This is a genomic window from Photobacterium kishitanii (assembly GCF_000613045.3).
Classification (GTDB): domain Bacteria; phylum Pseudomonadota; class Gammaproteobacteria; order Enterobacterales; family Vibrionaceae; genus Photobacterium; species Photobacterium kishitanii.
Window position 1 is genome coordinate 3,268,239 of the sequence record NZ_LN794352.1, and the last position, 25,442, is coordinate 3,293,680.

The following is a 25,442-nucleotide window of genomic DNA, read 5'->3' on the forward strand; positions in this document are numbered from 1 at the left end:
GAATAATTAGGATGACAGACAAAACAACCAACACAAACCCAACTGCAGCGCCATCAACTAAAGATAAGCCTGCGGTTACTGCTTCAAAAACGACCAAAACAGCACCACCAGCCCCTAAACAAAAAAAAACAGGTAGCAAAACCGGTTGGGTTGCAATTGCACTAGTATTGGCACTTGGTGGTGGTCTTTACTATCACGGTCATCAGCAAGGTCTACAACAACAACAGCAAATTGCCGCCTTACAACAACAAATAGCGACGATGAAAGCTGCCCTAAAAGCCGATCAACAGCAAACCCTCGGCATGGTTAATAATGAACTTCGCACCACACAACGTAGTGTTGAGCAAGGCATTAGCCAACAGCAAAAATCAATTGACTCTATTCAAACCGCAATTGCTGACTTAAAAGGCCAAGAGCCTAACGATTGGTTATTAGCGGAAGCTGACTACTTAGTTAAAATGGCAGGACGTAAGTTGTGGTTAGAACATGACGTTACCAGTGCAACCTTATTATTAGAAGCAGCAGATCACCGTATTGCAGAGCTTAATGACCCAAGCCTTAAAGGCCTACGTCAAGCAATGAGCAATGACATTACCGCATTAAAATCAATCACTGTCGTTGATCGTGACGGTATCGTATTGCGTCTTAACAGTCTTGAAAACAGTATTGATAACCTACCATTAGCCAATGCGGTACTAGCAAAAGCAGAGCCACAAAAGAACCCAACTGTTAGCCAATCAGTCAATGACTGGAGAGATAACTTAATGACCTCATTGAAGAACTTTAGTGAGCATTTCATTACTTATCGTAAGCGTGATGGCAGCGTGGTTCCTTTACTATCACCACAACAAGATTTCTATCTCCAACAAAACATCAAGAATAAGCTCGAAACTGCTATCTCAGCAGTGTACCGCGATCAAGGCCAAATCTACCGTGAGTCGATTGCAACCGCGATCAAATGGGCGCAACAGTACTACGACTTATCATCACCAAAAACCCAAAGCTTTATTGCTGGATTGCAACAACTAGAACAACAAAATGTAGCAGTTGATTACCCTGCAAAATTGCAATCACAAGCACTGATCACCAAATTAGTTAATCAAGTATTGCGCAATAAAATGACAGCAATCAATGAGCCAGTATCCGTTAAAGCTGACAAACCAGCAATTAAAGTTGTGGTACCAGCAGTAAAAGAACCGGTTAAAAAACTCATCAAACAAACAGCAACACCTGCAAATACCGATGCAAATAACAAAGCGGTTGTTAGTTACTCAACCACAACTAAAGAGGAAACCAAATAATGATTAAATTGTTGTTATTGGTCATCGCTCTGATTGCCGGTATCATTGTCAGCCCCGATCTTGCTGGTCATCAAGGCTATGTGTTGATCTCGTTTGCCAATCAAACCATCGAAATGAGTTTAACCACACTTATTATTGTGGCGATTGCCATCGTCGCGATCTTTTTTGTACTTGAGTTCATTCTGCGTCGGTTATTTTCTTTTGGTAGCTCAACCCGTGGTTGGTTTAGTGGTCGTCAAGTACGTAAAGCACGCCGCAACACCGCTGAAGGGTTATTAAAAGTTGCTGAAGGTGATTGGAAAGCTGCTGAAAAAATGCTTTCTAAATCAGCGAAATACAGCGATGCACCGATTTTAAATTACTTGGCTGCAGCAGAAGCAGCACAAGGGCTAGGTAAAACCCAACAACGTGATCAGTATTTACAGCTAGCCGCAGAGCAAGATACTGAAAACCTTGCGGTATCACTGACGCGCGCTAAGCTTCAAATTCGCCAACAGCAATTTGAACAAGCGTTAGCAACCTTGCAAGATGTACAGCCAAATAGCCCACGTAATCCAATGATACTGAGTTTATTAAAGCAGTGTTATTTACAACTAGAAGATTGGAAAGCACTTCAAGCACTGTTGCCACAATTGACCAAAGCAAACGTGATCACAGCAGCAGAAGCCGCACAATTAGATATCCAAGCACAATGTGGTCAAATGCAGCACTTAAGCCAACAAAACGGCAGTGATGGCTTGATCGGTTACTGGAATAGCATCAGCCGTAAAGATAAGCACAACCCAGCCTTAGTGGCGTGTTTTGTTAAACAGATGATTATTCGTCATGCTGATTCTGATGCGTTTCCTATCTTGCGTGATGCAATTAAGAAAAACCCAGATCAAAGCTTAATTAGCTTAATGCCACAATTAACACTGCCAGATCGCCACCCAGCCATTGTTAGCCTACAAGATTTATTAGCCAACAATAGCAATAACCCAGCATTACAAAGTGCATTAGGGCAAATGCTAATGGCTGATAATCAATGGCAACCAGCGAAGGATCACTTAGAAAAAGCCGTTGCAATACGTCCCGATGTGACAGATTACGCCCACCTTGTTGCCACTCTGGAACAACTTGGTGATAAACAAGCCGCAGCGGAAGTTTCTCGTCAGGCTCTGCAACTAGCAAAACCCGATCAAGCCTAAGTTTTAAGTCTGAAAAAAGCGCCTTAATGGCGCTTTTTTTTCGTCTGGATAACAGTTTTAGCATTAACATGTTTCTGAATGTAAACAGCCATTACAAGGTATATCTGTCCCATTGCTCCTAAGCCATAAACACGTTTCAATAGCCACTCTGCCCTTTTTATTTAACATTTGGATAACTGTTATGGATATGCTTCCTTGGCTGATTGTTTCAGGTATTATGGTGTCGGTGATTGTTGGCGTAATGATGGCTGTATTAATTAAACACGCTGATTAAAGAACACCTATAAAAAAGCCTCCTAATTGGAGGCTTTTTTATAGGTGTTCTTTGATAATAAGCAACTATGTTAATCCCAAAACCTGCTTGGTTTTACGTAATTGTTCATCAAACTTTTTCACCGCTTTAGCGGCTTTTTTTAATTGTTTAGTTTTCTTCTTGGCTAATTTCTTAAGTTTTTCGGTCTGCTTTAGCAATTTATCAGGTTGCTCAATCACCTCTGTTTGCTCAACCACAGTAACCATCTCAATTCGACTTTGACCAACAGCTGTTGGCATTGGCAAACTATGGACGTTCATCATCGTAGGAGCAGGCGACGCTGATGCCGCTAATGTCATCACTGGTGGCGATGGTGGCACTATTTTTGGGGCAATGGTATTGGTTAAGCTACTCGGTTTACATAAGTAGTCTTTATCACTCGCAACCCGCGTACAGCTAGCACAAATAAATTTTGGCTCACTGACAATTTTAGTGATCGTCGCAAATTGATCGGCAATTTCGGCACGACGATACTTACACAACGACTTCACCATCAACACATCCTCACTCAAGACTCACCAGAATTACGACATTAAACGATAATGATTCGTAATTCCAGTAATGAATGTATTGTTCAGCGTTAAATGTGTAACTTTTTATTTTTGGATATCATTGGTTTTCATACCTGCTTTCACATAGATATCAAAACGGTTTTTCTTGGTTTCAATTGCCATCGAAGGCTTCGCATTTGCTAAAAACTCAGCATAATCTGGACGCTTAACCACAATGCGCTTAGTTGCTAATGCATAAGCTGGCGCAAACAATTCATCAGCATCTAAATCGGCACCGACTAAAGTTTGGAAAACGCGCATTTCTTTTTTTACCAATGCCGATTTCTTTTTATGCGGGTACATCGGATCTAAATAAATCACTTCAGGAGCAACAAAATCTTTATCCGCGGCTAACTGCAATAAAGCATCTTGACTCGATGCATGTAATAACTGCATCCGCTCACTAACCCAATGACCAATTTCAGGATCGGCTTTAGCACGGGCTAAACCATCATCCAGTAATGCGGCCACCACTGGATGACGCTCAACCAATTGTACTTTACACCCCAATGACGCTAATACAAACGCATCACGCCCTAAACCTGCCGTCGCATCGAGCACTGTCGGCGTAATACCATTTTTTAAACCAACCGCTTTGGCAATTGCTTGACCACGACCACCACCAAATTTACGTCGATGCGCTACCGCACCACTCGCCAGATCAACAAAAACAGCGCCAAGCTTAGGTTCATCCAGCTTACGCAACTCTAACTGATTAGCGGTTAATACTAACGCAAAGCAACTATGCTCATCATGCGTCAATCCCCAGCGGGCGGCGAGTTGATCTAATTCAAACTGACGTTGAGGCACTTCACAAAGTAAGGCTAGTTGCACTGCATTCTCCGGTATCAAACAATATCTATTTCGCTCAACAAGAGGAAATAGAAGCTATGGGTGGCGAATTATAGCACCACAAATCAAGCTTGGCTCTGGTATCACAACCTAACATAAGGATAAGATAGCCCAAGGTCGCAGCATGCGAATAACTTAGCTTGCCGAAAGGAATTGTGATGAATGTAGCTGTTCGTATCGATGATTTAGATCGCGATATTCTCAACGCGTTAATGACAGATGCACGAGTGCCCTACGCTGAAATGGCAAAACGGTTTAATGTTAGCCCGGCGACAGTACATGTTAGGGTTGAAAAAATGCGTACCTCGCAAATAATTACGGGCACCGAGGTAATTGTTAATCCAAAACTATTGGGCTACGACGTGTGCTGTTTTATTGGTATCAATCTTTATGCTGCACGTGATTATCACTCTGCACTTGAAAAACTTAATCAACTTGATGAAGTGGTAGAAGCTTATTACACCACTGGTGCTTACAATATTTTTGTAAAGTTGATGTGTCATTCAATCGAAGAATTACAGCATGTACTGATCAATAAACTACAAGCGATTGAGGAAGTACAATCAACCGAAACCTTAATTTCGCTCCAAAACCCAATCAATAGAAACGTTAAGCCTTAGCGATAATTAGCCATAAAAAAAGCGAGCTCAAGCTCGCTTCTTATCACATTACATCATGATTATTTTTTTAAATGTAGCGCCCGCTCAGCGGCTTCTGCTGCTAACCATTCAGCGACAGTTTTGGCAAAATAGGTTAACACCCCATCAGCACCAGCACGCTTAAAGCACATTAATGATTCCATTACCGTTTCACGCTCTTTAAGCCAACCGTTTTGGAATGCTGCCATGTGCATTGCATATTCACCTGACACTTGATAAGCATAAGTAGGAACTTGCAGTTCAGTTTTCACGCGACGTACCACATCTAAATATGGCATTCCCGGTTTCACCATCACCATATCAGCACCTTCACTGATGTCCATTGCCACTTCATGCAAAGCTTCATCACTATTGGCAGGATCCATCTGATACGTTTTCTTATCGCCACCTTTAAGATTACCCGTTGAACCGACAGCATCACGAAACGGACCATAGTAATTCGACGCATATTTAGCTGAGTAAGCCATAATTTGCGTATTAATATGACCCGCTTGCTCAAGTGCTTCACGGATAGCACCAATACGACCATCCATCATATCGGAAGGAGCAATAACATCCGCCCCCGCATCTGCATGCGATAATGCTTGTTTGATCAAAATATCAGTAGTGATATCGTTAAGCACGTAGCCTTCATCATCAATGATACCGTCTTGACCATGAACCGTGAACGGATCTAAGGCAACATCAGTGATCACACCTAACTCAGGTACATGCGCTTTTAAAGCACGTACCGCGGTTTGTACTAAACCATCAACGTTATATGCTTCTTCCGCTAATTCAGATTTAAACTGTTGTGATACCACTGGAAATAACGCAATCGCAGGTACACCAAGACTGGCAATATAAGCCGCTTCTTCTAACAGTAAATCAATTGATAAGCGCTCAATACCCGGCATCGAAGTAACACTCTCGCGACGATTAGTGCCTTCAAGGACAAACATCGGATAAATAAGATCATTAACAGATACCTGGTTTTCCGCCATCAAACGACGACTAAAATCATGCTTACGAACCCGACGCATACGACGTCCAGGAAAAGCACCTTGAATAGATACAGACACGGTAAACTCCTTACTGGTTAATGGGTATTGATAATATCACTCACATCACTAGGGTGGGATTAAATTGCAAAAAAAGCTTGGCTCACTTGGTAAGAATTATTGACAACTTGAGTCGCAGACTCACCACGGCACTCAGCAATAACCTGTGCAATATGAGGCAAATACAACGGTTCATTACGACTAGATTTCGGCTTTGGGCGGTAATCTCGCGGCAATAAATAAGGACAATCGGTTTCAATCATTAACCGTTGACTAGGAATATCTTTAACAATCTGGCGCAATTCAGTGCCACGGCGTTCATCACAAATCCAACCGGTAATACCAATATGTACATCAAGCGCTAGACAATCATGCAGTTCTTGTTGTGAGCCCGTAAAGCAATGTAAGACGGCCGCTGGTAATTTATCGCGCCATGGTTTTAGAATCGCTAAAAAACGCTCATGAGCATCACGACAATGCATAAACACAGGTAAATTAAGTTCAGCTGCTAACGCTAATTGCGCTTCAAATACCGCTTCTTGCTGCGGACGTGGTGAAAAATCACGATTAAAATCCAAGCCACATTCACCGATCGCAACCACCTCGGGTAATTGCGCTAAAGCACGAATTTGAGGTAAGGCGAGATCTATTACCGATTTGGCATCATGTGGATGAACACCTGCAGTGCTATAACAATAATCAGGCCATTGCTGAGCCAGTTGTTGAGCGGCAATACTTTCTTCGATACTAGTACCAGTGATGACCAGCCCTTTAACGCCAACAGCTTGGGCGCGCGCAATCACATCGGCACGATCTTTATCAAACCGACTATTGGTAAGGTTAACGCCAATATCTATCATTTATTTTCTCATCGACTAATGAACAAGCATACTCAGCAGTATATCGAGCTCAATATTGACTGACTATGTGAGAATCACATTATTACAGCTATAAAAAAACCGACACTAATGTCGGTTTTTTTCATCATCACAGGGGTTAAAACCCTATTCTTTGCTGATGCTCTTTACGTCTTGCGGTTCATCTTCGTTATCTTCGTCATATCCATCTTCATCATCTTTACGAATGTAAAAACGTGAGAAGAATAAACCGACTTCAAACAACAAACACATTGGTACCGCTAACAAAGTCTGAGATAAAATATCAGGCGGTGTTAACAACATACCAACCACAAACGCTGCCACGATAATATATGGGCGTTTACTGCGTAATGTTTCAGGATCGGTAGCACCGGTCCAACACAACAGAATAATTGCTACTGGAATCTCAAATGCAATACCAAACGCCATAAATAGCGACAGTACAAAATCGAGATAACTTGAAATATCTGTTGCAACTTCAACCCCTTGCGGAGCGACGCTGGTAAAGAATTTAAACACCAATGGAAACACAACAAAATAAGCAAACGCAACACCGGCATAAAACAGCAATGAGCTGGAAACCAGTAATGGCATAATAAGCTTACGTTCATGCTTGTATAATCCTGGCGCTACAAAAGCCCACAGTTGATACAAAATCATTGGCACAGCAATAAACACAGCGGTAACTAAAGTGAGTTTTATCGGTGTAAAGAACGGTGACGCAACATCTGTTGCAATCATAGTGGCACCAATTGGCATACGTTCAACCAAAGGTGCAGCTACAAAAGCGTAAATGTCTTTCGAAAACCAAACTATACAGACAAAAACCACCAGCACGCTGATGAGAGAGCGCAGGATCCGTGTACGCAGCTCAAGTAAATGGCTGAATAACGGCTGCGAATCTTCGACAGTCGACATAGTGATGTAATTTATTCCTGCTTATTAGAAGTCGTTGCTGAGGGTTGCTCGCTTTTATCAGCATAGGGACGTTGCACATCAGAAGCGACTTTTTTAAGTTCATCAACCGACTCTTGCAATTCAGGCGCGATGTCCTTCATTCCCATTTGCTCAGCTTTTTTTAAATTGGCTTGCAGTTCCTGAATTTTCAGTTCCTGAGCCAACTCATCTTTGACTGAGTTTGCCATATTACGGGCAGCGCCTATCCACTGCGATACAGTACGTATCGCAACGGGTAGACGTTCCGGCCCCAGTACTACTAATCCCACCACGGAGATCAGCACTAACTCCCAGAACCCGATATCAAACACGTCTTAAACCTGCTCTTTGTCTTTTTGACTCGTTTTAGTCTGATCAGCGGCTTGCTGCTCATCCGCAATTTTCTTCTGCTCAAAATCTGCGTCAGGTGTTTCTTTCTTAGCTGCAGGTGCTGAATCTTCATCACCAATCGCTTTTTTGAACCCCTTAACAGCAGAACCTAAGTCGCCACCCAATGTGCGTAACTTCTTAGTTCCGAACAACAGAACAATGATCAGTGCAATAATTAGCAATTGCCAGATACTGATACCACCCATGCTTATTTTACCTCAGCTTTATGTGGTTAATAACGGAGTGCGTTGTTAAACGCAACTATAAGTATAGGCGAAACCTAAATCGATTATTTTCGACAGGCTCGCCATCCCAGCAACCAAAATACCGCTCCTGCTCCAGCTGCAATAGCAGGATAGGTGGTAACATGATCACCAAAAAGTATGGCAGCACACACCATCATGGTGGCACCAATACCAAAATAAAATCTTGCCTTACCTTGGTTACGCCGACTATCCATGAAATTATCATAGAGTGTATCGAGTCGCTGGTTCATAACCTTGCCTTGGCGCAAACTGTCGTAAAGTAATTCAGGTAATTCGGGTAACTTTTCAGCCCAAAATGGTGCTTTACTCTTTACCGCTTCAATAATTGCTTGCGGTCCGACTTGGCGAGACATCCAATCTTCTAAAAACGGTTTTGCCGTTGCCCACAGATCTAGCTGTGGATACAACTGCCGTCCAAGACCCTCAACATAAAGTAAGGTCTTTTGTAACAGCACTAATTGCGGCTGCACTTCCATATTGAATCGACGCGCGGTATTGAATAAATTAAGCAATACGTGACCAAATGATATTTCACATAATGGTTTTTCAAAAATCGGTTCGCACACCGTACGAATCGCAACTTCAAACGCATCAATATTGGTGTCAGCGGGTACCCAGCCAGAATCAACGTGTAATTCTGCTACCTTTCGATAATCACGATTAAAGAAAGCCAGTAAGTTTTCAGCTAAGTAACGTTTGTCTTCACGATTAAGCGTACCGACAATACCACAGTCCAACGCAATCCATTGTGGATCATGAGGATGCTCATAAGAAACAAAAATATTCCCTGGGTGCATGTCGGCGTGGAAGAAACTATCACGGAATACCTGTGTAAAGAATATATTTACCGCATTTTCCGATAATAATTTCAAATCAGTGCCATTGGCTTTTAATGCATCAAGGTCTGAAACCTGAATACCGTAGATGCGTTCCATGACAAGCAGATTAACACTACTGTAATCAGTGAAGACTTCTGGTACGTATAGCGAGTCATCTCCTTCGAAATTACGTCGAAGTTGAATCCCATTCGCAGCTTCACGCATTAAGTCCAGTTCATCAAGTAAGGTCTTTTCATATTCCCTTACCACTTCAACGGGGCGTAAGCGGCGCGCTGCAGGCTGTAGCCGAGAAACTATCTCCGCCATTCGATACATCAGCTTTATATCAGCTTCAATTATCGGCTTTATATCTGGTCGAATAACTTTAAATACAATTTCACGACCATTTTCTTTCATGGTTGCAGTATGTACTTGTGCTATTGATGCTGACGCTAACGCCACCTCATCAAAATCATCAAACCATTGTTCTATCGGCCCACCTAATGATGCTTCAATGGTGCGTTTAGCTAATTGACCATCAAACGGCGCCACCTGATCTTGCAGTAATGCTAATTGATCGGCGATATGGGGTGGAAACAAATCACGCCGAGTCGACATCATTTGGCCAAACTTGATCCATACCGGTCCAAGTTCTTGTAACGCTAATCGTAACCGCTCACCTAATGGTTTGTCGGGATACTCATTTTTAATCCAAAATAACGATTTACGTAATTTTTTTGGCAATTCAGAGCGTGGGTCTTGCGGAATAAAATCATCCAAACCGTAACGCAATTGCACTTCAATAATACGGTAAAGACGTTTGAATTCACGAATAGTCATCATGGCTATTTATCGCTCAAGTAACTGATTTAATCGGGCCTCAAAACAGGCAACATCGGATTTCAAGTCATCAACTTGATCAGCAAAATACGCTATTTCTAATGGCTGTGGTAATAATCGCCACTCTTCCGTTAGCGTTTGAGCTAAATTTTGCTGGCGTTTAAGTAGTCGTTGTTGAAGAAACTGACCACTCGATTTAACGCTGCTTACTACCGTATGAGCAACAACATCACCACTATAATGAGATAATTTTTCTTCAAGATCGGGCTTAAGGCCACTCAACAAACTTGAGAAATGCTGCGCTAATTGTAAGTCACCATCAAGCGCTAACTTGTCGGCTTTAATTAACTGCGTCACATTAGCTTGTTGACGCAATTCTGGTAGCACGGTTAAGTTAAGTGCCAGTTGGCAATCAACATCACCTTCATAAACAGCTAATACATCAATCTGTTGGCTAAAAATAAAATAGAGCGTTTTGCCAAATTCATTTAACGTCACGCTGATCACTTTACCGCGTAAACGCGATAAACGACGCTGACTATCAGCATCGTCTTTTACTAACTGATTAAGCGCCGTTTCTATCGCGCCAGTAACAAACGCATCTATTGGCATATTGACCTCAGAACTTATAACCACGGTGCAAAGCAACAATACCGCCGGTTAAATTGTAATAGCTAGTCTGATCAAAACCAGCGTCATCCATCATGCCTTGTAAGGTTGGCTGATCAGGGTGCATACGAATAGATTCAGCTAAGTAACGATAACTTTCACTATCATGAGCAATGATTTCACCGATTTTTGGCAATAAGTGGAATGAGTAAGCGTCATATATTTTTGATAATGGTTCTAAAATCGGCTTTGAAAACTCTAACACTAGCAAGCGTCCACCGGGTTTTAAAACGCGGTACATCGAGCGCAATGCTTGCTCTTTATCAGTAACGTTACGTAAACAGAAGCTAATCGTAATACAATCAAAATAATTATCAGGAAAAGGCAATTCCTCAGCATTTGCTTGCACGTAACCAACGTTACCAACAATACCACTATCACGCAGCTTACTACGGCCAACTTTTAACATTGAGTTATTGATATCAGCTAGAATAACTTGGCCACTATCACCCACAATACGAGAAAACTTAGCCGTTAAATCCCCAGTACCACCGCCTAAATCAAGCACGCGTTGACCACGGCGAACACCACTGCAGTCAATCGTAAACCGCTTCCATACGCGATGAATACCCATCGACATTAAGTCATTCATAATGTCGTACTTTGCAGCTACTGAATGGAATACTTCAGCAACCATGGTTGCTTTTTCATCTTTGGCCACGGTACGAAAGCCAAAGTGAGTAGTGTCTTGTGTGGTATCCGTCATGCTCAATCCGTTATGTGTCCTCGCGCTCATTCTATTGTTACAATAAAATAGCTGACGGGGATTAAATTCATTTATTCAACTGGCTTAGTGTACTTGATGGTTGTCGTTTGCTCAAAGTGGTTTACTCTTTAAGCGCTACAAATCACTCTCTGTTGCAGAGGTTATATGTGAAAAACCTCTCGTATCATGCAGTTGCGATTGCGATTTTTCAACCAATTGTGGACTGATATCACGCTTCACCTCCACACCTAATAGCTTAAAGCTTTCTGCTTGACGAATGACATTGCCACGTCCGCTAGCTAACTTATTCATTGCACTATGATAACTCTGATTTGCTTTATCTAATGAGGAGCCTAATCCTTCCATATCAGTCACAAACAAACGCAATTTGTCGTACAGTTTGCCAGCGCGCTCGGCAATTTCTTTGGCATTTTGATTTTGGTGCTCATTGCGCCATAAATTATTAATCGTCCGTAGTGCCACCAGCAATGTCGTTGGGCTTACCAACATAATATTGAGATCCATCGCATCCCGGATAAGCTTAGGATCAGCCGCAATTGCAGCTTGAAAGGCCGGTTCAACCGGAATAAACATCAACACATAATCCAGACTTTGGACACCATGTAGCTGATGATAATCTTTACGGCTTAAACCTCGCATATGAGCCCGCATAGAAGCAATATGCTCCCCCATCGCTAATTCTCGATCTGCCACTGTTTCAGCATTAAAAAACCGCTCATAAGCCACCAATGACATCTTGGCATCAACCACCACATCTTTTTGTTGCGGTAAATGCACTACCACATCAGGCTGATAACGTTTGCCGTCTTCATTTTCAAGGCTAACTTGGGTTTGATATTCGTGACCTTCACGTAAACCGGACTCCGTTAACACTCGTGCTAACACGACTTCGCCCCAATTACCTTGGGCTTTATTATCCCCTTTAAGAGCTTGAGTGAGGTTAACGGCTTCCTGCGCCATTTGTTCATTGAGTTGTTTTAGATGATTAATCTGATGTACCAGAGTATGGCGTTCACGAGATTCTTGAGTAAAATTATCATTAACCTGCTTTTTAAAGCTTTCCAATTGCTCTTTAAGGGGCGTCAGTAAACTTTCTAAACTGATTTTATTCTGCTCATCAACGGTACGGGTTTTATGGTCAAACAATTTATTCGCAAGGCTTTCAAATTGAATTCGTAACCGCTCTTCGGCATTTCCTAATAACTGAATTTTTTCTTCTGCTGATTTTTGTTCTTCAAAATGACGCGCATCTTGCTCACGTAAATCAGCTTCAAGACCAGCGTTCATTACCCGTAAGTTATCTAACTGCTCGGATAAATACTGTTTTTCATTTTGAAGCGCTTCAAAATGACGCATTTTTTCTACCGCCGCAGATAAATTACCGTGCAATTGACGAATTTCATGAGTAAGACGATCACGCTCATCATCCATCTGCTCGAGCTCTTGATTACGCTCACCCAATTGCTGCTGTAATTGCTGCTCACGCACCTGCAATAAACGTATATCAGCCTGCGCTTGCTGTTGGTGCAACTGCAATGTTTGCTCAAAACGTCCTTTTAACCATAGCGTGGTAATAACACTCGCTACCGTAGCACCAGAGATTGCTGCCAACAGTGAAATCATGCCGCCACTCAACCATTCCGTCATATCAAATACTCTACAAAAAACCACCAAATCCATTTCTGTTGTAAGGCTAAGTCGATACTGGATAAATGTCCAGTTCAGTAATATTTGTTGGTATGAATTTGATTGTTTTCACCCATACAGGAAGCGTATTTATGCGCCCACGATCACAGCCTTACTTGGGCTCACTAGGGCGAGTTTGGCCTCATCAATTACACTGCGAGCTTCATTTAAAGGAATAAATAGAGAATCAGTCATGAACGAACGTCATGCATTAGGCTATGGTCTCACTGCAGTATTACTGTGGTCGACTGTTGCAACCGCATTTAAAATTACCTTAAATTATTTTTCACCGCCGCAAATGGTCGTCATTGCAAGCCTTGTTTCAGTGATTGCATTACTCGCTATTGCTACCTATCAAGGCAAACTTACCAATTTATTGACCACCTTTTATGCTCGACCTTGGTATTACCTTGCTTTAGGGCTAATCAACCCTCTGGCATACTATTTAGTATTATTTAAAGCCTACGCTTTATTGCCAGCCTCACAAGCTCAGCCATTGAACTATAGTTGGGCGATTACTTTAACCCTAATGGCGGCGATTTTTTTACATCAAAAGATTGGTCGTCAAGACTGGATAGCCTGTGGCTTTGGCTATTTAGGTGTGGTAGTGATCGCCACTAAGGGTGATCTACTTGCTCTCCAATTTGAAAGCCCGCTCGGGGTCGGATTAGCGCTATTTTCAACCCTTTTATGGGCACTATATTGGATAATCAATACCAAAAATACTGCCGATCCTGTGCTGGGATTATTACTCGGATTTTTAACCTCACTGCCTTTTTCTATCGGCTTGAGTGTTTATGTAGGTGGCTGGCAAACAGTACCTTGGCAAGGGTGGTTAGCTGTAACCTATGTGGGCTTGTTTGAAATGGGAATAACCTTTGTCTTGTGGCTCAACGCCCTCCGCTTAACCACTAACACCGCCCGTATCAGTAACTTAATCTTTATTTCACCCTTTATTTCACTACTGTTATTAGCAACTATTATCGGAGAACAAATAACAGCCTCAACGATTATCGGACTGTTATTTATTATTAGTGGCTTAGTGGTGCAGCAATGGCGTTCAAAGCCATCACCTCAATCTCAATTACTGTAAACCACCTAAAATTAAGCCTGTCATAATGACAGGCTTAATAAACACACGCTCAATGGCTGCTAATCATCAACAATTCAGCACTAATCGGCTGTTAGTGGTGCTTGATGCCAGCTTTTGCCCCACTTTGACCACAACACAAATATCCCAGGGATCAATAACCACATCTGCAATGTCATCAACATTGGCGTTGCTAAATCAAGTCGCTGAGTTAAGCTCACCATCACTCCAGCGCCACTCATTTGAAATAGACCCAACAATGCAGCCGCAGTACCGGCACGATCACCAAAAGGCGCTAATGCTTTGCCTGCCGATGAGCCTAAGACAAACGCAAACCCAAATGAACAGATAAAAATAGGCACCATAAATGCCCACGCTTGATTAATGGTGCTCAGCCCCAGCATTAATCCACCTGCAATGGTTAGAATAATAAGTCCTGTTTGCAATGTAGCCCGAGTACCGAACCGATCCATAAATTTCGGTGCTACCATACAAGCGGTAATATTAAGCGCAGCATTAATACCAAACCATAATGTAAATTGGTTCATGTCAGCCCCAAGATGGCTCATTAACCACACCGGAGCCGAGGTTACATAAGCTAGAATCACCGCCATCGCTAACATGCATAAACTGGCATGGTATAAAAATGTTGGCTCACGTAATACCGACCAATAACGACTCAAACTTATGGTTGAACCACTAACATGAGTATCAGTAGGGCGAGTTTCTTTAAACATCGTCATCACAAATAAACCAGCTACCAGCGCAAATCCAGCCATAAAACTAAAATTTGAACGCCAGCCAAACTCATGTGTTAACCAAGTACCTAACAAGGGTGCTAAAGCGGGAATAAAACAGATTGCACCATTTAAGTAACTGATCATCCGACCACTCTTTTCTGCGCCAAAACTATCACGCACAGCAGAGAAAGCCGCAACAGAGGTTGCACAGGCACCAAAACCTTGTAATAAACGTGCAGCTAATAGCATGTCTAAGTTGGTTGCTAAATACGCCATAAGTGCACTAAAACCATAAATAATAATTCCCGCGAGTGCAATTGGTCGACGTCCAAAACGATCAGCTAATGGCCCTGCCAATAGTTGCCCTAATCCTAAACTAAACATAAACCATGTTACGGTATCTTGAACGCGTACAGCATTAACCCCAAAGCTATCGGCAATAGCAGGGAAAGCTGGTAGATAAATATCAATAGCCAATGGGCTAAATAATACTAAAGTCACCATTAAGGTGATTAATTTAGTATCAGTAGAAGAAGTGGTTGACGAGGTCATATAATGTTCCTAAAAGATGATCGCGCCAAGTCTACGGTTTTAGAGATATGAATAGAAATGGTATATATTCAAAAGCACTTTTCCATTTTGGAATATCACTCACAGCAGTTATCCGCCACACTCTGAGTGACAGATAACATGATTAGGCTGAAATGTAGCAAATGATAATTAATTGACCGTTAGCTAATTGATGCCAACCTGCAAACACGCTAACGTAACCACATTGACTGCATAACTAAATACCCTCAATGAGTGTTAGTTATTCAAGTTTACAGCTTACGCCATCGTTAAGATGACGCTTTAATTAAAGGACGAAAACATGCAAGCAGCAATTTCGCAACGTGTTGAACAAATCCGCCAATGGCTCACTGATAATCAGTTAGATGCTTTATTGATCCCTCACGAAGATGAATTTCTAGGTGAGTACATTCCTGATCATAATGAACGTCTGCACTGGTTAACTGGATTTACTGGCTCGGCAGGCGCTGCCATTATTACTCGTGATGATGCTGCTGTTTTTGTTGATGGTCGTTATGTGGTGCAAGTTCGTAAACAAGTGCCTGCAGATGTATTTCAATACTGCCACCTTATTGAGCAACCACCAGTACAATGGGCACTAGAAAATTTAGCAGCAGGCAGTAAAGTTGCCATTGATGCTCGCCTTCACAGTGCTGCATGGCTAAACAATGCCACCACCGCCATTGATGGCGAACTCGCGTTAGTATCTGTTGCTGAAAATCCCATTGATCAATTATGGTTAGATCGCCCAGCACCAGTATTATCTGATGCCCAATTAATGGGGTTAGAATTTGTTGGTCAATCAAGTACAGATAAACGCCAACAAATTGCAGCCTTACTAACGACTCAAAAAGCCAATGCTGCTTTTTTAAGTCAGTTAGATAGCATCGCATGGCTGTTGAATATTCGTGGTGACGATGTCCATTGCCTACCAGTATTACTGTCAGCTGCAATTATCCACAACGATGCTTCCGTAGATTTTTATATTGATCATCACCGCTTACCGGCAGGTTTTGCGGCACATGTTGGTGATGGCGTTAATATCTGTGAGCCAGAACAATTGGCAGCAGGTTTAGCATCATTAGCAGGTAAGCGGGTACTGTTTGACTCTGCGAACAGCAACGCCTGGGCAGCTCAACAGCTTAAAAATTCGGGTGCACAACTGATTGAGGCAGCAAATCCAACCTTACTGCCAAAAGCCACCAAAAATGTTACAGAAATGGCAGGAATGAAGGCGTGTCATATTCGTGATGGGGTTGCAATCAGCAAATTCTTAGCGTGGGTTGATGCCCAAGTTGCAGCAGGTAACCTCTTAGATGAAGCCGAACTTTCTGATCAATTGTGGCAATTCCGCCAGTTAGACCCAACATGCCGTGATGTTAGCTTTGATACTATTTCAGCTGCCGCTGGTAATGCCGCCATGTGTCACTATAACCATATAGATCAACCGCAACCAAGCAAACTGCAAATGGACACGGTGTACTTAGTCGATTCAGGTGGTCAATACCCTGATGGTACCACCGATATTACTCGTACGATTGCCATTGGCACCCCAGGCGATGAAGTTAAACAAGCATTCACACTGGTGTTAAAAGGTCATATTGCACTTGCCTCTGCACGTTTTCCTAAAGGCACGACCGGCTCACAGCTGGATGCTTTAGCCCGTCAACACCTATGGGCATATGGTTTTGATTATGACCACGGTACCGGCCATGGCGTGGGTCATTTTTTAAGTGTTCATGAAGGCCCACAGCGGATCGCTAAAGGCTATAATCCAACCGCATTATTACCAGGCATGGTGCTCTCAAATGAGCCGGGATACTACCGCGCTGATGCGTTTGGTATTCGGATTGAAAACCTTGAAGCTGTCGTTGAAGTAGCCACTCAAGGCGATATGTCAGTAATGGGCTTTGAGTCGTTAACACGTGCGCCGATTGATAAGCGCCTGATTGATGCGATCCTACTGACTGATGTCGAACTGGCATGGCTCAACAATTACCATCGCACCGTATTTGACGTTATTAGCCCAGCCCTAACAGGCGCTGATCTGGCGTGGTTAACTCAAGCGACAGCAACACTTAACCGCTAACCTCAATTTTCATACTTAAAATAAAAAAGCCAGTGCATTTAATGCTGCACTGGCTTTTTTTATTAACCGGAATAAACCGCATCCCAGTCTTTCCATACGACTTCAAAACCTTGTCGCTTCACTGCTACGGCAACATCAGCCACACTACGATCATCACTGATCGCAAATTGCTCTAACTCTGGTGTATCATCGGCATAACCACCCGGCTGCGTTTTTGATCCCGCAGAAAGACTAGTAACGCCTAATGGCAACACATTATCGCGAAAGCGGGCTGACTCACGAGTGGATAATGACAACTCAACTTCAGGATTAAACAACCGATAAGCACAGATCAACTGCACTAACTGGCGATCAGTCATCACCGATTTGGGTTCAATCCCCCCCGTGCAAGGCCGCAAGCGCGGAAATGAAATCGAATAACGACTTTGCCAATAATGATGCTCAAGATATGCCAAATGGCTAGCAACAAAAAAACTATCTGTCCGCCACTCTTCCATCCCCAGCAAAGCCCCTATGCCAATTTTATCGATTCCAGCTTGGGCTAACCTATCTGGCGTCGCTAGCCGATAATTAAAATTAGTTTTATTGCCGCGTAGGTGATGCTCGGCATAAGTACGGGCATGATACGTTTCTTGATACACCATCACCGCATCTAAGCCTAAGCCTTTAAGTTCTCGATATTGTTGTTGTTCAAGCGGCTGCACTTCCATTGCAACATAACTAAAATGTGATTTAATTTGTGGCAATGCCTGCCTAAAATAATCCATCCCGACTTTAGTTTGATGCTCACCAGTGACCAATAACACGCTATCAAAATTAAGTGCTTTAATCGCCTTACATTCACGTCCAATATCACCCTCATCTAATGTGCGGCGCTTAATGCGATTTTCCATCGAAAAGCCACAATAGGTACACGCATTGGCACACAAATTAGACAGGTATAACGGTACATAAAAACTGATGGTATGACCAAAACGCTGCCGAGTTAACATCGCAGACAATTGCGCCATATGTTCTAAATAAGGCTCAGCAGCTGGTGAGATCAGCGCTTTAAAATCCTCTAAATCGAGTTTAGGTTTACTAAGCGCACGCTCAACATCTACCGTAGTCTTGGCATAAATAGATAAACGAATATCATCCCAATCCATTTGCTGCCAAACATCAACAAAGCTCATGCTGACTCCTTACTGATTAAGAAATGCCGTTAATGGGCTCGATGCAATAGCATGATTCACTTTCCCCGCCATGCCAGCCTCAAACGCCATACGACCACTTTCAACCGCTAATTTAAACGCATGTCCCATTGCAATAGGATCATGAGCGGCAGCAATAGCGGTATTAACCAGAACGGCATCAGCGCCCATTTCCATCGCTTCTGCAGCATGAGAAGGCGCACCAATTCCCGCATCTACCACCACAGGTACACGTGCTTGATCGATAATAATTTGCAGAAAATCACGACTAACTAAACCTTTATTTGAACCAATTGGCGCTCCCAGGGGCATCACCGCCGCACATCCCACTTCTTCTAACCGTTTACACAACACCGGATCAGCATGACAATAAGGCAACACTACAAACCCTAGCTGTACTAACTGCTGTGCCGCCTTTAGTGTTTCAATTGGATCCGGCATCAGGTATTTCGAATCAGGGTGAATCTCTAGCTTTAGCCAATTAGTACCTAACGCTTCGCGGGCTAATTGCGCCGCAAAAACGGCCTCTTTGGCGTTTTTGGCCCCTGATGTATTCGGCAATAAATTCACCCCAGCGGTAACTAAAGGCGCTAAAATATCATCATCCGGCTGCGTTAAATCAACCCGTTTTAATGCCATAGTCACCAGCTCAGAGCCTGTCGCTATAATTGATTTAGCCATCACATCACGATTGGCGTATTTACCCGTGCCAGTAAATAAACGTGATGAAAAGGTTTTATCGGCAATGGTTAACATATCAACCTCCTGCGATTGCTTGAAATAACGCGAGCTGATCGCCATCAGCAATAACCGTTGTAGACCACTCACTAGCAGCAACAATGGATTGATTGATCGCCATCGCTGTGCCTTGTGTCGGTAAAGACAGTTGCGCGACAAATTGACTCAGGGTTTGCTCGGCTTCACATACCACAGGTTGATCGTTCAACCATATCTTAATCATGGTCATACGATCTCCTGATGAGTGACCACACCACAAACTGGACAATGGGGCTCGGTATTAATTGAAAGCTGCTGCCAGCGATTATTGAAGCCATCAAATTGCTGTAATAGAGAAAATCCGATATCACCGACACCCGTTATCGTTTTAATCGCAGTTAACGCTTGTAAATTGCCGATGGTGCCAACAACAGGTCCTATTACGCCACCAGTTCGACAATTATTGGCTTGTTGCTCCGTACTATTGAAGATAGGAAATAAGCACTGATAACACCCTGATTTCGATTGGCGGAAATCAAATGCAATCAGCTGACCTTGCCAACCAATGGATGCCCCTGATATCAACGTTTTTTGATGTTTAAAACAAGCCTGATTAATCGCATAACGTGTCCCCCAATTATCACTGCAATCAAGTACGATATCCGCTTGTTGAACTTCAATATCAAGTTGAAATCCCGCTAACTTTGCTTGCACGGCTCGCGTACGTATTAATGGGTTTAGCGCATTGATCTGCTGGCATGCAGCCTGTGCTTTACTTGTCGCAATATCACTATCACGGTAAATGACCTGCCGTTGTAAGTTAGAGACTTCAACATCATCATCATCGGCTATAACCAATAAACCCACCCCTGCAGCAGCTAAGTACATTACCGCCGCAGAACCTAAACCGCCAACGCCAATCACCAGCACCTGAGCATTCATCAGCTGTTGTTGCCCTACTTCGCCGATCTCGGCCACCATTAACTGACGGCTATAGCGTATAAACTCAGCATCAGAGAGTTCAGAGTTGATGGTCATCACATGCTCCTCCTGCCTCATTTTCAATCGTAGCAACCAATATATTGCGTAATTCTGCAACTGCAGCGGCTGGATTTTCTGCCTTCGTAATCGCACTGACCACAGCAACACCGGTTACTCCAGTGCGCCACACTTTGGCAGCGCGTTCAATATTGATACCACCAATCGCTACGGTCGGTACTCGTTCACCAATTAATTTTTGATAAAGCGCTAACCGATTAACGCCTTGTGGTAATGACGGCATATCTTTAGTTGAGGTCGCAAAAATATGACCCAGTGCGATATAACTTGGTTGATACTCTAAGGCACGTAAAATCTCATAATAGCCATGCGTAGAGATCCCTAACCGTAGTCCAGCTTGCTGGATCGCGACTAAATTAGCACTATTGAGATCTTCCTGACCAAGGTGAATACCGTAAGCACAATGTTTAATTGCCAACGCCCAATAATCATTGATAAAAACTTGCGCGTGAGCTGCCGCTCCAGCAGCAACTGCCTGTTCAATTTGGGATTCAAGATCAGAGGTTTGGGGATTTTTAATTCGTAATTGAGTCGTCGTAACACCTAACTGCAATATCCGCTCAACCCAATCCGCACTATCAACCACTGGGTATAAGCCTAATTTACACAGTTCTAAATCAGCAAAGGGGGCCACACTTTCACCCTCACCCAGCCAGCCAAGTTGCTTCACTTCCGGATGATTGATCGTTAATGCACGAGGAAAGACTTTGGCTGTCGTTGGCCATATAAGCTCACCTTGCGCACGATAATTATTATCTTGATAACTGCGTGCATGAGCACGCGCTAAGACCAATGCATCATCTAATGGGTAATCAAGTGCTAATGCCACCAATAACATGGCCCGCTGTGCTTCACTGGCTCCACTATGATGACAATGAATTGCTCTGGTTTGCCCTTGGTGATGCCAAATATCAATACAACCGTCATCAGCAGGATAGCCACATAACACTAAACTGGTATCAGCAACCACCTTATGCTGCAACACTTCTAGTTCATCGAAAGGCGCGAGCCACTGATCCCGCACTTGATACGTCGGCAGTACACAATCGTCCTCTACTGCCACAAAATTAAACGCAACTGAACATTCACTGGTGGCGGTTTTAATCTGCACCCATGAATTACTATTATTAACGCTAACGTTCACTGTCTCACCAAGCTGATATAATTCAGCCGGTACCAATAGTGGTTCAATGTGCATTAATAATGGCATTAAATGATTGGGTAACGATAAGGTGCTCATTTACAAATCCTCTTTAGCTGGGTGATATAATTCACTGCCTCGAGCACGAAATTCAGCTGCCTTTTGTTGCATTCCAACATTCAAGTTATCACTGATGGTAATATCTATCTGCTGCAACTCTTTAGCATAATCACGGACTTCTTGAGATATTTTCATAGAGCAAAATTTAGGGCCGCACATTGAACAAAAGTGGGCAACTTTGCCAGATTCCTGTGGCAAGGTTTGATCGTGATAATCTCGAGCAGTTTGTGGATCAAGGCCCAAATTAAATTGATCTTCCCAACGAAATTCAAACCGTGCTTTTGACAATGCATTGTCACGAACTTGTGCACCGGGGTGGCCTTTCGCTAAGTCTGCCGCATGAGCACACAGCTTGTACGTGATCAACCCGACTTTTACATCATCTTTATTCGGTAAGCCTAAATGCTCTTTTGGCGTCACATAGCACAACATTGCACAGCCATACCAACCGATCATGGCTGCGCCAATGCCGGACGTTATATGATCATAGCCAGGCGCAATATCTGTAGTGAGAGGTCCAAGGGTGTAAAACGGCGCTTCATGACAATGCTTAAGTTGTTCATCCATATTGGCTTTAATCATATGCATCGGTACATGACCTGGCCCTTCAATCATCACCTGAACATCATATTGCCACGCAATTTTAGTCAGTTCGCCCAGCGTACGTAATTCACTAAACTGAGCTTCATCATTGGCATCAGCAATTGATCCCGGACGTAAACCATCACCGAGTGAAAGCGATATATCATATTGAGCACAAATTTCACAAATACTGTGAAAGTTTTCATACAAAAAGCTTTCTTGATGATGCGCCAGACACCACTTCGCCATAATTGAACCACCGCGAGAAACAATCCCTGTTACCCGTTTAGCCGTCATTGGCACATAACGTAATAAAACCCCTGCATGAATCGTAAAGTAATCGACACCTTGTTCTGCTTGCTCTAATAAAGTATCTCGAAAAATATCCCAAGTAAGATTCTCAGCGATACCATTCACTTTCTCCAATGCTTGATACATCGGCACAGTGCCAATCGGTACTGGGCTATTACGAATGATCCACTCACGTGTCTCATGAATATTACGTCCCGTTGATAAATCCATCACAGTATCGCCGCCCCAACGAGTCGACCATACTAATTTCTCAACTTCTTCTTCGATTGATGAACTCACCGCTGAATTACCAATATTGGCATTTACTTTGACAAGAAAATTACGCCCAATGATCATTGGTTCAACTTCAGGGTGATTGATATTAGCAGGAATAATTGCTCGACCAGCAGCCACTTCTTGGCGAACAAACTCAGGAGTTATTTGTGGTGGAAGATTCGCTCCCCAATCCATACCAGCATGCTGCTGATTTAAAACTTCATCATCATAGTGCGCTCGTCCCATATTTTCACGAATCGCAATATATTCCATTTCAGGAGTAATAATACCTTGGCGAGCATAGTGCAGCTGTGTAACACATACATTAGCTTGAGCTCGTCGAATAGGAGCGCGGTAACTAAAACGTAAATCATTAAGTGTCTTATCAGCTAAACGCTCATGGGCATAATCAGAACTTAATTCCGATAATAACTCAGTATCATTACGTTCAGCTATCCACGCTTGACGGACTGTCGGCAAACCACGATAGATATCTATCGATTGCTCAGGATCGGTATAAAAACCAGATGTGTCATAAACACGTATTGGTTGATTTGGTTTAAAGAGAGGAGTCTGTTTGGGGCCACTTACTAGGCTATCAGCTAAGGTTATTTCGCGCATTGGCACTAAAACATCAGCGCGACTACCAGCAACATACACTTTGTGGGAGTTAGGGTAAGGTTGAGCCGTTAATGACTCGATAAATTGTTTCGCTTCCAATCTCGCTTGCTTGCGATTCGACACAGCAATTTCCTTTCAATGTTGTAGGGAAAAATGCTTGGCGGATGGGCGTAAACAAGAGCTATGCAGCAATATTGTGCATAATCGAATACAGACAGTGATCCCTAGATAAGGATATGCAGTAAAGATAACCTCTTGTTCCCTTCGCAGGTATTAGCCTGATCAGGTTCAACGGATCCCGCAATGCGGTCTCAGCCATATGGCACTCCGACAAGTAAGTGATTAAGTATAAAGCCTCAGGCTATCACTACAAGTCTTTAGCCAAAAGAATCAATAGACAGTGACAGATAGCAAAAAGCCGTGCAATTACACGACTTTTTATTTCATGCTAATAACCATGATGATTATTGCGAGATAAGTACATCACACTTAAGATGCTTTGCTAGTGTTTCACTCACATCACCAAAAATATGGATACTAGACTTGTGATAACCAGTAATGACTAACTTAGCTTCAACCTTCTCAGCAAGCTCTTCTAAATGTTTAGCAATATCACCATTGGCAATATGTAAGCCAGCAACAGGATAAGAGGAAGCTGTCGCTAACTCTGATAATTGTGACATCCGCTGTTTAGCAATCGCGTCATGTTCTTCTTGTAATTCAATTTCGACATCAATAAAGCTAACATTACCAACACCAGGTTCAACATAGGCAACATGTAATTCTGCATTATTTTGCTCAGCAATAACCCCTGCCTTTACCATTAGTTTATGGGCATATTTATCTTCAGGGTTAACAGCAAGTAATATAGTTTGATATAGCGACATAGCTTATCTCCATGAGCCTACGCTCAGTAGTAAATTTCTTAGTTATGATTATGATGCTATAAATGTAGCTATACAACCAACTATGTGCCGACATTTTAATATACGCTTAAATCAATGATTGCAATTATCGAGAGTGTCAACTAACTCAACAACCGATTATTATGACGGCTTTTAATCATTACCTTTAACTGAAACGAGATACCAATGAGCCAATATTTATTACTAGGATTCATCGCAATTGGTGGTGCATTCGGCGCCTGCTCACGATACTTAATTTCTGAGCTTTGCGTTATTTTATTTGGCCGTGGCTTCCCATACGGAACATTAACCGTCAATATTATTGGTTCGCTAATTATGGGACTATTAATGTCGGGGCTAAATCAAGGAATGATAGAAGCGGCGCCATGGCGTCCAATGATAGGCTTAGGCTTTCTTGGTGCACTAACCACTTTCTCAACCTTTTCAATGGATAACATTGTAATGATGCAGCAAGGTGAGTTTATCAAAGCTGGCTTAAATATCGTACTTAACGTAACAGTCAGTCTGTTTGCTTGTTATATTGGCTATCAACTAATGATGAAAAGCTAATAGCAATTCAAACATATAACCGCCGCAAGGCGGTTTTTTTTCATCTAATAAAAATAGAAATGCAGGAAATACTACATCAAGCACAATAGATACCATTACTTTTTTCGTTATAAACGAAAAAAGGCCATCCTTACGGATGGCCTTTTAAAATTTGAAGCCTGGCGATGTCCTACTCTCACATGGGGAGACCCCACACTACCATCGGCGCTATTACGTTTCACTACTGAGTTCGGCAAGGGATCAGGTGGGTCCATAATGCTATGGTCGCCAAGCAAATTCTGTTTTATTTACCGCCTTATGGCAATAAATAGCAATCTGGGAAATCTAACTAGTTGTTCTCAACACGCATTCAAGCGTTTGCAGAG

The 25,442-nt window shown here is 42.7% G+C and carries 25 protein-coding genes, 1 rRNA gene and 1 riboswitch; of the genes, 6 read left to right on the forward strand and 20 right to left on the reverse strand.

Translation table 11 applies throughout. The features are described from left to right. Window positions 1-11 precede the first annotated feature (11 nt). Window positions 12-1,301: a uroporphyrinogen-III C-methyltransferase gene (hemX, locus tag PPBDW_RS15115; RefSeq protein ID WP_036788456.1), complete on the forward strand. Its 1,290-nt coding sequence runs from the start codon at window positions 12-14 to the stop codon at window positions 1,299-1,301. Continuing rightward, window positions 1,301-2,488 (forward strand): heme biosynthesis HemY N-terminal domain-containing protein, encoded by a 1,188-nt coding sequence (locus tag PPBDW_RS15120; protein WP_036788457.1) that lies wholly within the window; start codon window positions 1,301-1,303, stop codon window positions 2,486-2,488. The genes hemX and PPBDW_RS15120 overlap by 1 nt, the downstream gene beginning before the upstream one ends. A gap of 339 nt (window positions 2,489-2,827) precedes the next feature. On the opposite strand, the gene PPBDW_RS15125 is transcribed toward PPBDW_RS15120, so the two are convergent. Further along, entirely contained in the window at window positions 2,828-3,295 is a 468-nt protein-coding gene (locus PPBDW_RS15125; RefSeq protein WP_036788458.1) for a hypothetical protein, read from the reverse strand. A 102-nt stretch (window positions 3,296-3,397) separates the two neighbouring features. Continuing rightward, window positions 3,398-4,186 carry a class I SAM-dependent methyltransferase gene (locus PPBDW_RS15130; RefSeq protein WP_036788459.1) on the reverse strand — a complete coding sequence of 263 codons (789 nt, stop codon included), beginning with the start codon at window positions 4,184-4,186 and terminating at the stop codon, window positions 3,398-3,400. Between the two features lie 176 nt (window positions 4,187-4,362). On the opposite strand from PPBDW_RS15130, the gene asnC reads away from it, so the two are divergent. Next, window positions 4,363-4,824 carry a transcriptional regulator AsnC gene (asnC, locus tag PPBDW_RS15135; protein ID WP_036788460.1) on the forward strand — a complete coding sequence of 154 codons (462 nt, stop codon included), beginning with the start codon at window positions 4,363-4,365 and terminating at the stop codon, window positions 4,822-4,824. A gap of 59 nt (window positions 4,825-4,883) precedes the next feature. On the opposite strand, the gene hemB is transcribed toward asnC, so the two are convergent. The 9 genes from hemB to rmuC form a co-directional block, all read right to left on the reverse strand. After that, entirely contained in the window at window positions 4,884-5,924 is a 1,041-nt protein-coding gene (hemB, locus tag PPBDW_RS15140) for a porphobilinogen synthase (protein ID WP_036788461.1), read from the reverse strand. A 59-nt stretch (window positions 5,925-5,983) separates the two neighbouring features. Further along, window positions 5,984-6,763 carry a TatD family hydrolase gene (locus PPBDW_RS15145; protein WP_036788462.1) on the reverse strand — a complete coding sequence of 260 codons (780 nt, stop codon included), beginning with the start codon at window positions 6,761-6,763 and terminating at the stop codon, window positions 5,984-5,986. Window positions 6,764-6,907: 144 nt separating this feature from the next. Further along, entirely contained in the window at window positions 6,908-7,699 is a 792-nt protein-coding gene (gene tatC / locus PPBDW_RS15150) for a twin-arginine translocase subunit TatC (RefSeq protein ID WP_036788463.1), read from the reverse strand. 11 nt (window positions 7,700-7,710) lie between these two features. After that, window positions 7,711-8,049 (reverse strand): Sec-independent protein translocase protein TatB, encoded by a 339-nt coding sequence (gene tatB, locus PPBDW_RS15155; protein ID WP_036788464.1) that lies wholly within the window; start codon window positions 8,047-8,049, stop codon window positions 7,711-7,713. A gap of 3 nt (window positions 8,050-8,052) precedes the next feature. Beyond that, window positions 8,053-8,313 carry a Sec-independent protein translocase subunit TatA gene (tatA, locus tag PPBDW_RS15160; protein WP_036788465.1) on the reverse strand — a complete coding sequence of 87 codons (261 nt, stop codon included), beginning with the start codon at window positions 8,311-8,313 and terminating at the stop codon, window positions 8,053-8,055. 83 nt (window positions 8,314-8,396) lie between these two features. Continuing rightward, window positions 8,397-10,034 carry a ubiquinone biosynthesis regulatory protein kinase UbiB gene (gene ubiB, locus PPBDW_RS15165; RefSeq protein ID WP_181316437.1) on the reverse strand — a complete coding sequence of 546 codons (1,638 nt, stop codon included), beginning with the start codon at window positions 10,032-10,034 and terminating at the stop codon, window positions 8,397-8,399. Window positions 10,035-10,040: 6 nt separating this feature from the next. Next, window positions 10,041-10,643: a ubiquinone biosynthesis accessory factor UbiJ gene (locus PPBDW_RS15170; protein ID WP_036788467.1), complete on the reverse strand. Its 603-nt coding sequence runs from the start codon at window positions 10,641-10,643 to the stop codon at window positions 10,041-10,043. A 7-nt stretch (window positions 10,644-10,650) separates the two neighbouring features. Beyond that, complete coding sequence (ubiE, locus tag PPBDW_RS15175; RefSeq protein WP_036788469.1) at window positions 10,651-11,406, reverse strand: bifunctional demethylmenaquinone methyltransferase/2-methoxy-6-polyprenyl-1,4-benzoquinol methylase UbiE; 756 nt, start codon at window positions 11,404-11,406, stop codon at window positions 10,651-10,653. A gap of 135 nt (window positions 11,407-11,541) precedes the next feature. Then, complete coding sequence (gene rmuC / locus PPBDW_RS15180) at window positions 11,542-13,074, reverse strand: DNA recombination protein RmuC (RefSeq protein WP_036788470.1); 1,533 nt, start codon at window positions 13,072-13,074, stop codon at window positions 11,542-11,544. 232 nt (window positions 13,075-13,306) lie between these two features. Between rmuC and PPBDW_RS15185 the strand changes: the two genes are divergently transcribed. Further along, the gene (locus PPBDW_RS15185; RefSeq protein WP_036788471.1) at window positions 13,307-14,206 is read left to right on the forward strand and encodes a DMT family transporter; all 900 of its coding nucleotides are present in this window, start codon (window positions 13,307-13,309) and stop codon (window positions 14,204-14,206) included. An 80-nt stretch (window positions 14,207-14,286) separates the two neighbouring features. Here the strand turns inward: PPBDW_RS15185 and PPBDW_RS15190 are convergent, their stop codons facing one another. Then, window positions 14,287-15,495 carry a multidrug effflux MFS transporter gene (locus PPBDW_RS15190; protein WP_036788472.1) on the reverse strand — a complete coding sequence of 403 codons (1,209 nt, stop codon included), beginning with the start codon at window positions 15,493-15,495 and terminating at the stop codon, window positions 14,287-14,289. 319 nt (window positions 15,496-15,814) lie between these two features. Here PPBDW_RS15190 and PPBDW_RS15195 point away from each other — a divergent pair, with 319 nt between their 5' ends. Next, window positions 15,815-17,602, forward strand: coding sequence for an aminopeptidase P family protein (locus PPBDW_RS15195; protein WP_036788473.1), 1,788 nt, complete (start codon window positions 15,815-15,817; stop codon window positions 17,600-17,602). A gap of 62 nt (window positions 17,603-17,664) precedes the next feature. On the opposite strand, the gene thiH is transcribed toward PPBDW_RS15195, so the two are convergent. The 7 genes from thiH to PPBDW_RS15230 form a co-directional block, all read right to left on the reverse strand. Then, window positions 17,665-18,777 (reverse strand): 2-iminoacetate synthase ThiH, encoded by a 1,113-nt coding sequence (thiH, locus tag PPBDW_RS15200; RefSeq protein WP_036788474.1) that lies wholly within the window; start codon window positions 18,775-18,777, stop codon window positions 17,665-17,667. Between the two features lie 9 nt (window positions 18,778-18,786). After that, window positions 18,787-19,551 (reverse strand): thiazole synthase, encoded by a 765-nt coding sequence (locus PPBDW_RS15205; RefSeq protein ID WP_036788475.1) that lies wholly within the window; start codon window positions 19,549-19,551, stop codon window positions 18,787-18,789. 1 nt (window position 19,552) lies between these two features. Next, window positions 19,553-19,762: a sulfur carrier protein ThiS gene (thiS, locus tag PPBDW_RS15210; RefSeq protein ID WP_036788478.1), complete on the reverse strand. Its 210-nt coding sequence runs from the start codon at window positions 19,760-19,762 to the stop codon at window positions 19,553-19,555. Next, window positions 19,759-20,550: a HesA/MoeB/ThiF family protein gene (locus PPBDW_RS15215; RefSeq protein ID WP_036788481.1), complete on the reverse strand. Its 792-nt coding sequence runs from the start codon at window positions 20,548-20,550 to the stop codon at window positions 19,759-19,761. Before PPBDW_RS15215 ends, thiS begins: the two co-directional genes overlap by 4 nt. Further along, on the reverse strand, window positions 20,534-21,811 hold the full coding sequence (thiE, locus tag PPBDW_RS15220; RefSeq protein WP_045044087.1) for a thiamine phosphate synthase: 1,278 nt from the start codon (window positions 21,809-21,811) through the stop codon (window positions 20,534-20,536). The genes PPBDW_RS15215 and thiE overlap by 17 nt, the downstream gene beginning before the upstream one ends. Further along, on the reverse strand, window positions 21,812-23,725 hold the full coding sequence (thiC, locus tag PPBDW_RS15225; protein WP_036788484.1) for a phosphomethylpyrimidine synthase ThiC: 1,914 nt from the start codon (window positions 23,723-23,725) through the stop codon (window positions 21,812-21,814). 119 nt (window positions 23,726-23,844) lie between these two features. Further along, window positions 23,845-23,942, reverse strand: a riboswitch (TPP riboswitch). A 124-nt stretch (window positions 23,943-24,066) separates the two neighbouring features. Next, window positions 24,067-24,489 carry a universal stress protein gene (locus PPBDW_RS15230; RefSeq protein ID WP_036788487.1) on the reverse strand — a complete coding sequence of 141 codons (423 nt, stop codon included), beginning with the start codon at window positions 24,487-24,489 and terminating at the stop codon, window positions 24,067-24,069. A gap of 204 nt (window positions 24,490-24,693) precedes the next feature. Here PPBDW_RS15230 and crcB point away from each other — a divergent pair, with 204 nt between their 5' ends. After that, on the forward strand, window positions 24,694-25,077 hold the full coding sequence (gene crcB / locus PPBDW_RS15235) for a fluoride efflux transporter CrcB (protein ID WP_036788490.1): 384 nt from the start codon (window positions 24,694-24,696) through the stop codon (window positions 25,075-25,077). Window positions 25,078-25,233: 156 nt separating this feature from the next. Here crcB and rrf read toward each other — a convergent pair. Beyond that, window positions 25,234-25,349 (reverse strand): 5S ribosomal RNA (gene rrf / locus PPBDW_RS15240). Window positions 25,350-25,442 lie beyond the last annotated feature (93 nt).

Excerpts from the sequence above, each read along its gene's own strand:
- hemX (WP_036788456.1), top strand. The coding sequence starts at position 12 with ATGACAGACAAAACAACCAACACAAACCCAACTGCAGCGCCATCAACT.
- rmuC (WP_036788470.1), bottom strand. The coding sequence starts at position 13,074 with ATGACGGAATGGTTGAGTGGCGGCATGATTTCACTGTTGGCAGCAATC.
- PPBDW_RS15120 (WP_036788457.1), top strand. The coding sequence starts at position 1,301 with ATGATTAAATTGTTGTTATTGGTCATCGCTCTGATTGCCGGTATCATT.
- thiH (WP_036788474.1), bottom strand. The coding sequence starts at position 18,777 with ATGAGCTTTGTTGATGTTTGGCAGCAAATGGATTGGGATGATATTCGT.
- PPBDW_RS15145 (WP_036788462.1), bottom strand. The coding sequence starts at position 6,763 with ATGATAGATATTGGCGTTAACCTTACCAATAGTCGGTTTGATAAAGAT.
- ubiE (WP_036788469.1), bottom strand. The coding sequence starts at position 11,406 with ATGACGGATACCACACAAGACACTACTCACTTTGGCTTTCGTACCGTG.
- PPBDW_RS15185 (WP_036788471.1), top strand. The coding sequence starts at position 13,307 with ATGAACGAACGTCATGCATTAGGCTATGGTCTCACTGCAGTATTACTG.
- thiE (WP_045044087.1), bottom strand. The coding sequence starts at position 21,811 with ATGAGCACCTTATCGTTACCCAATCATTTAATGCCATTATTAATGCAC.
- PPBDW_RS15215 (WP_036788481.1), bottom strand. The coding sequence starts at position 20,550 with ATGACCATCAACTCTGAACTCTCTGATGCTGAGTTTATACGCTATAGC.
- ubiB (WP_181316437.1), bottom strand. The coding sequence starts at position 10,034 with ATGATGACTATTCGTGAATTCAAACGTCTTTACCGTATTATTGAAGTG.
- PPBDW_RS15205 (WP_036788475.1), bottom strand. The coding sequence starts at position 19,551 with ATGTTAACCATTGCCGATAAAACCTTTTCATCACGTTTATTTACTGGC.
- asnC (WP_036788460.1), top strand. The coding sequence starts at position 4,363 with ATGAATGTAGCTGTTCGTATCGATGATTTAGATCGCGATATTCTCAAC.
- PPBDW_RS15195 (WP_036788473.1), top strand. The coding sequence starts at position 15,815 with ATGCAAGCAGCAATTTCGCAACGTGTTGAACAAATCCGCCAATGGCTC.
- PPBDW_RS15125 (WP_036788458.1), bottom strand. The coding sequence starts at position 3,295 with ATGGTGAAGTCGTTGTGTAAGTATCGTCGTGCCGAAATTGCCGATCAA.
- tatA (WP_036788465.1), bottom strand. The coding sequence starts at position 8,313 with ATGGGTGGTATCAGTATCTGGCAATTGCTAATTATTGCACTGATCATT.
- thiS (WP_036788478.1), bottom strand. The coding sequence starts at position 19,762 with ATGACCATGATTAAGATATGGTTGAACGATCAACCTGTGGTATGTGAA.
- tatC (WP_036788463.1), bottom strand. The coding sequence starts at position 7,699 with ATGTCGACTGTCGAAGATTCGCAGCCGTTATTCAGCCATTTACTTGAG.
- PPBDW_RS15170 (WP_036788467.1), bottom strand. The coding sequence starts at position 10,643 with ATGCCAATAGATGCGTTTGTTACTGGCGCGATAGAAACGGCGCTTAAT.
- PPBDW_RS15190 (WP_036788472.1), bottom strand. The coding sequence starts at position 15,495 with ATGACCTCGTCAACCACTTCTTCTACTGATACTAAATTAATCACCTTA.
- PPBDW_RS15230 (WP_036788487.1), bottom strand. The coding sequence starts at position 24,489 with ATGTCGCTATATCAAACTATATTACTTGCTGTTAACCCTGAAGATAAA.
- crcB (WP_036788490.1), top strand. The coding sequence starts at position 24,694 with ATGAGCCAATATTTATTACTAGGATTCATCGCAATTGGTGGTGCATTC.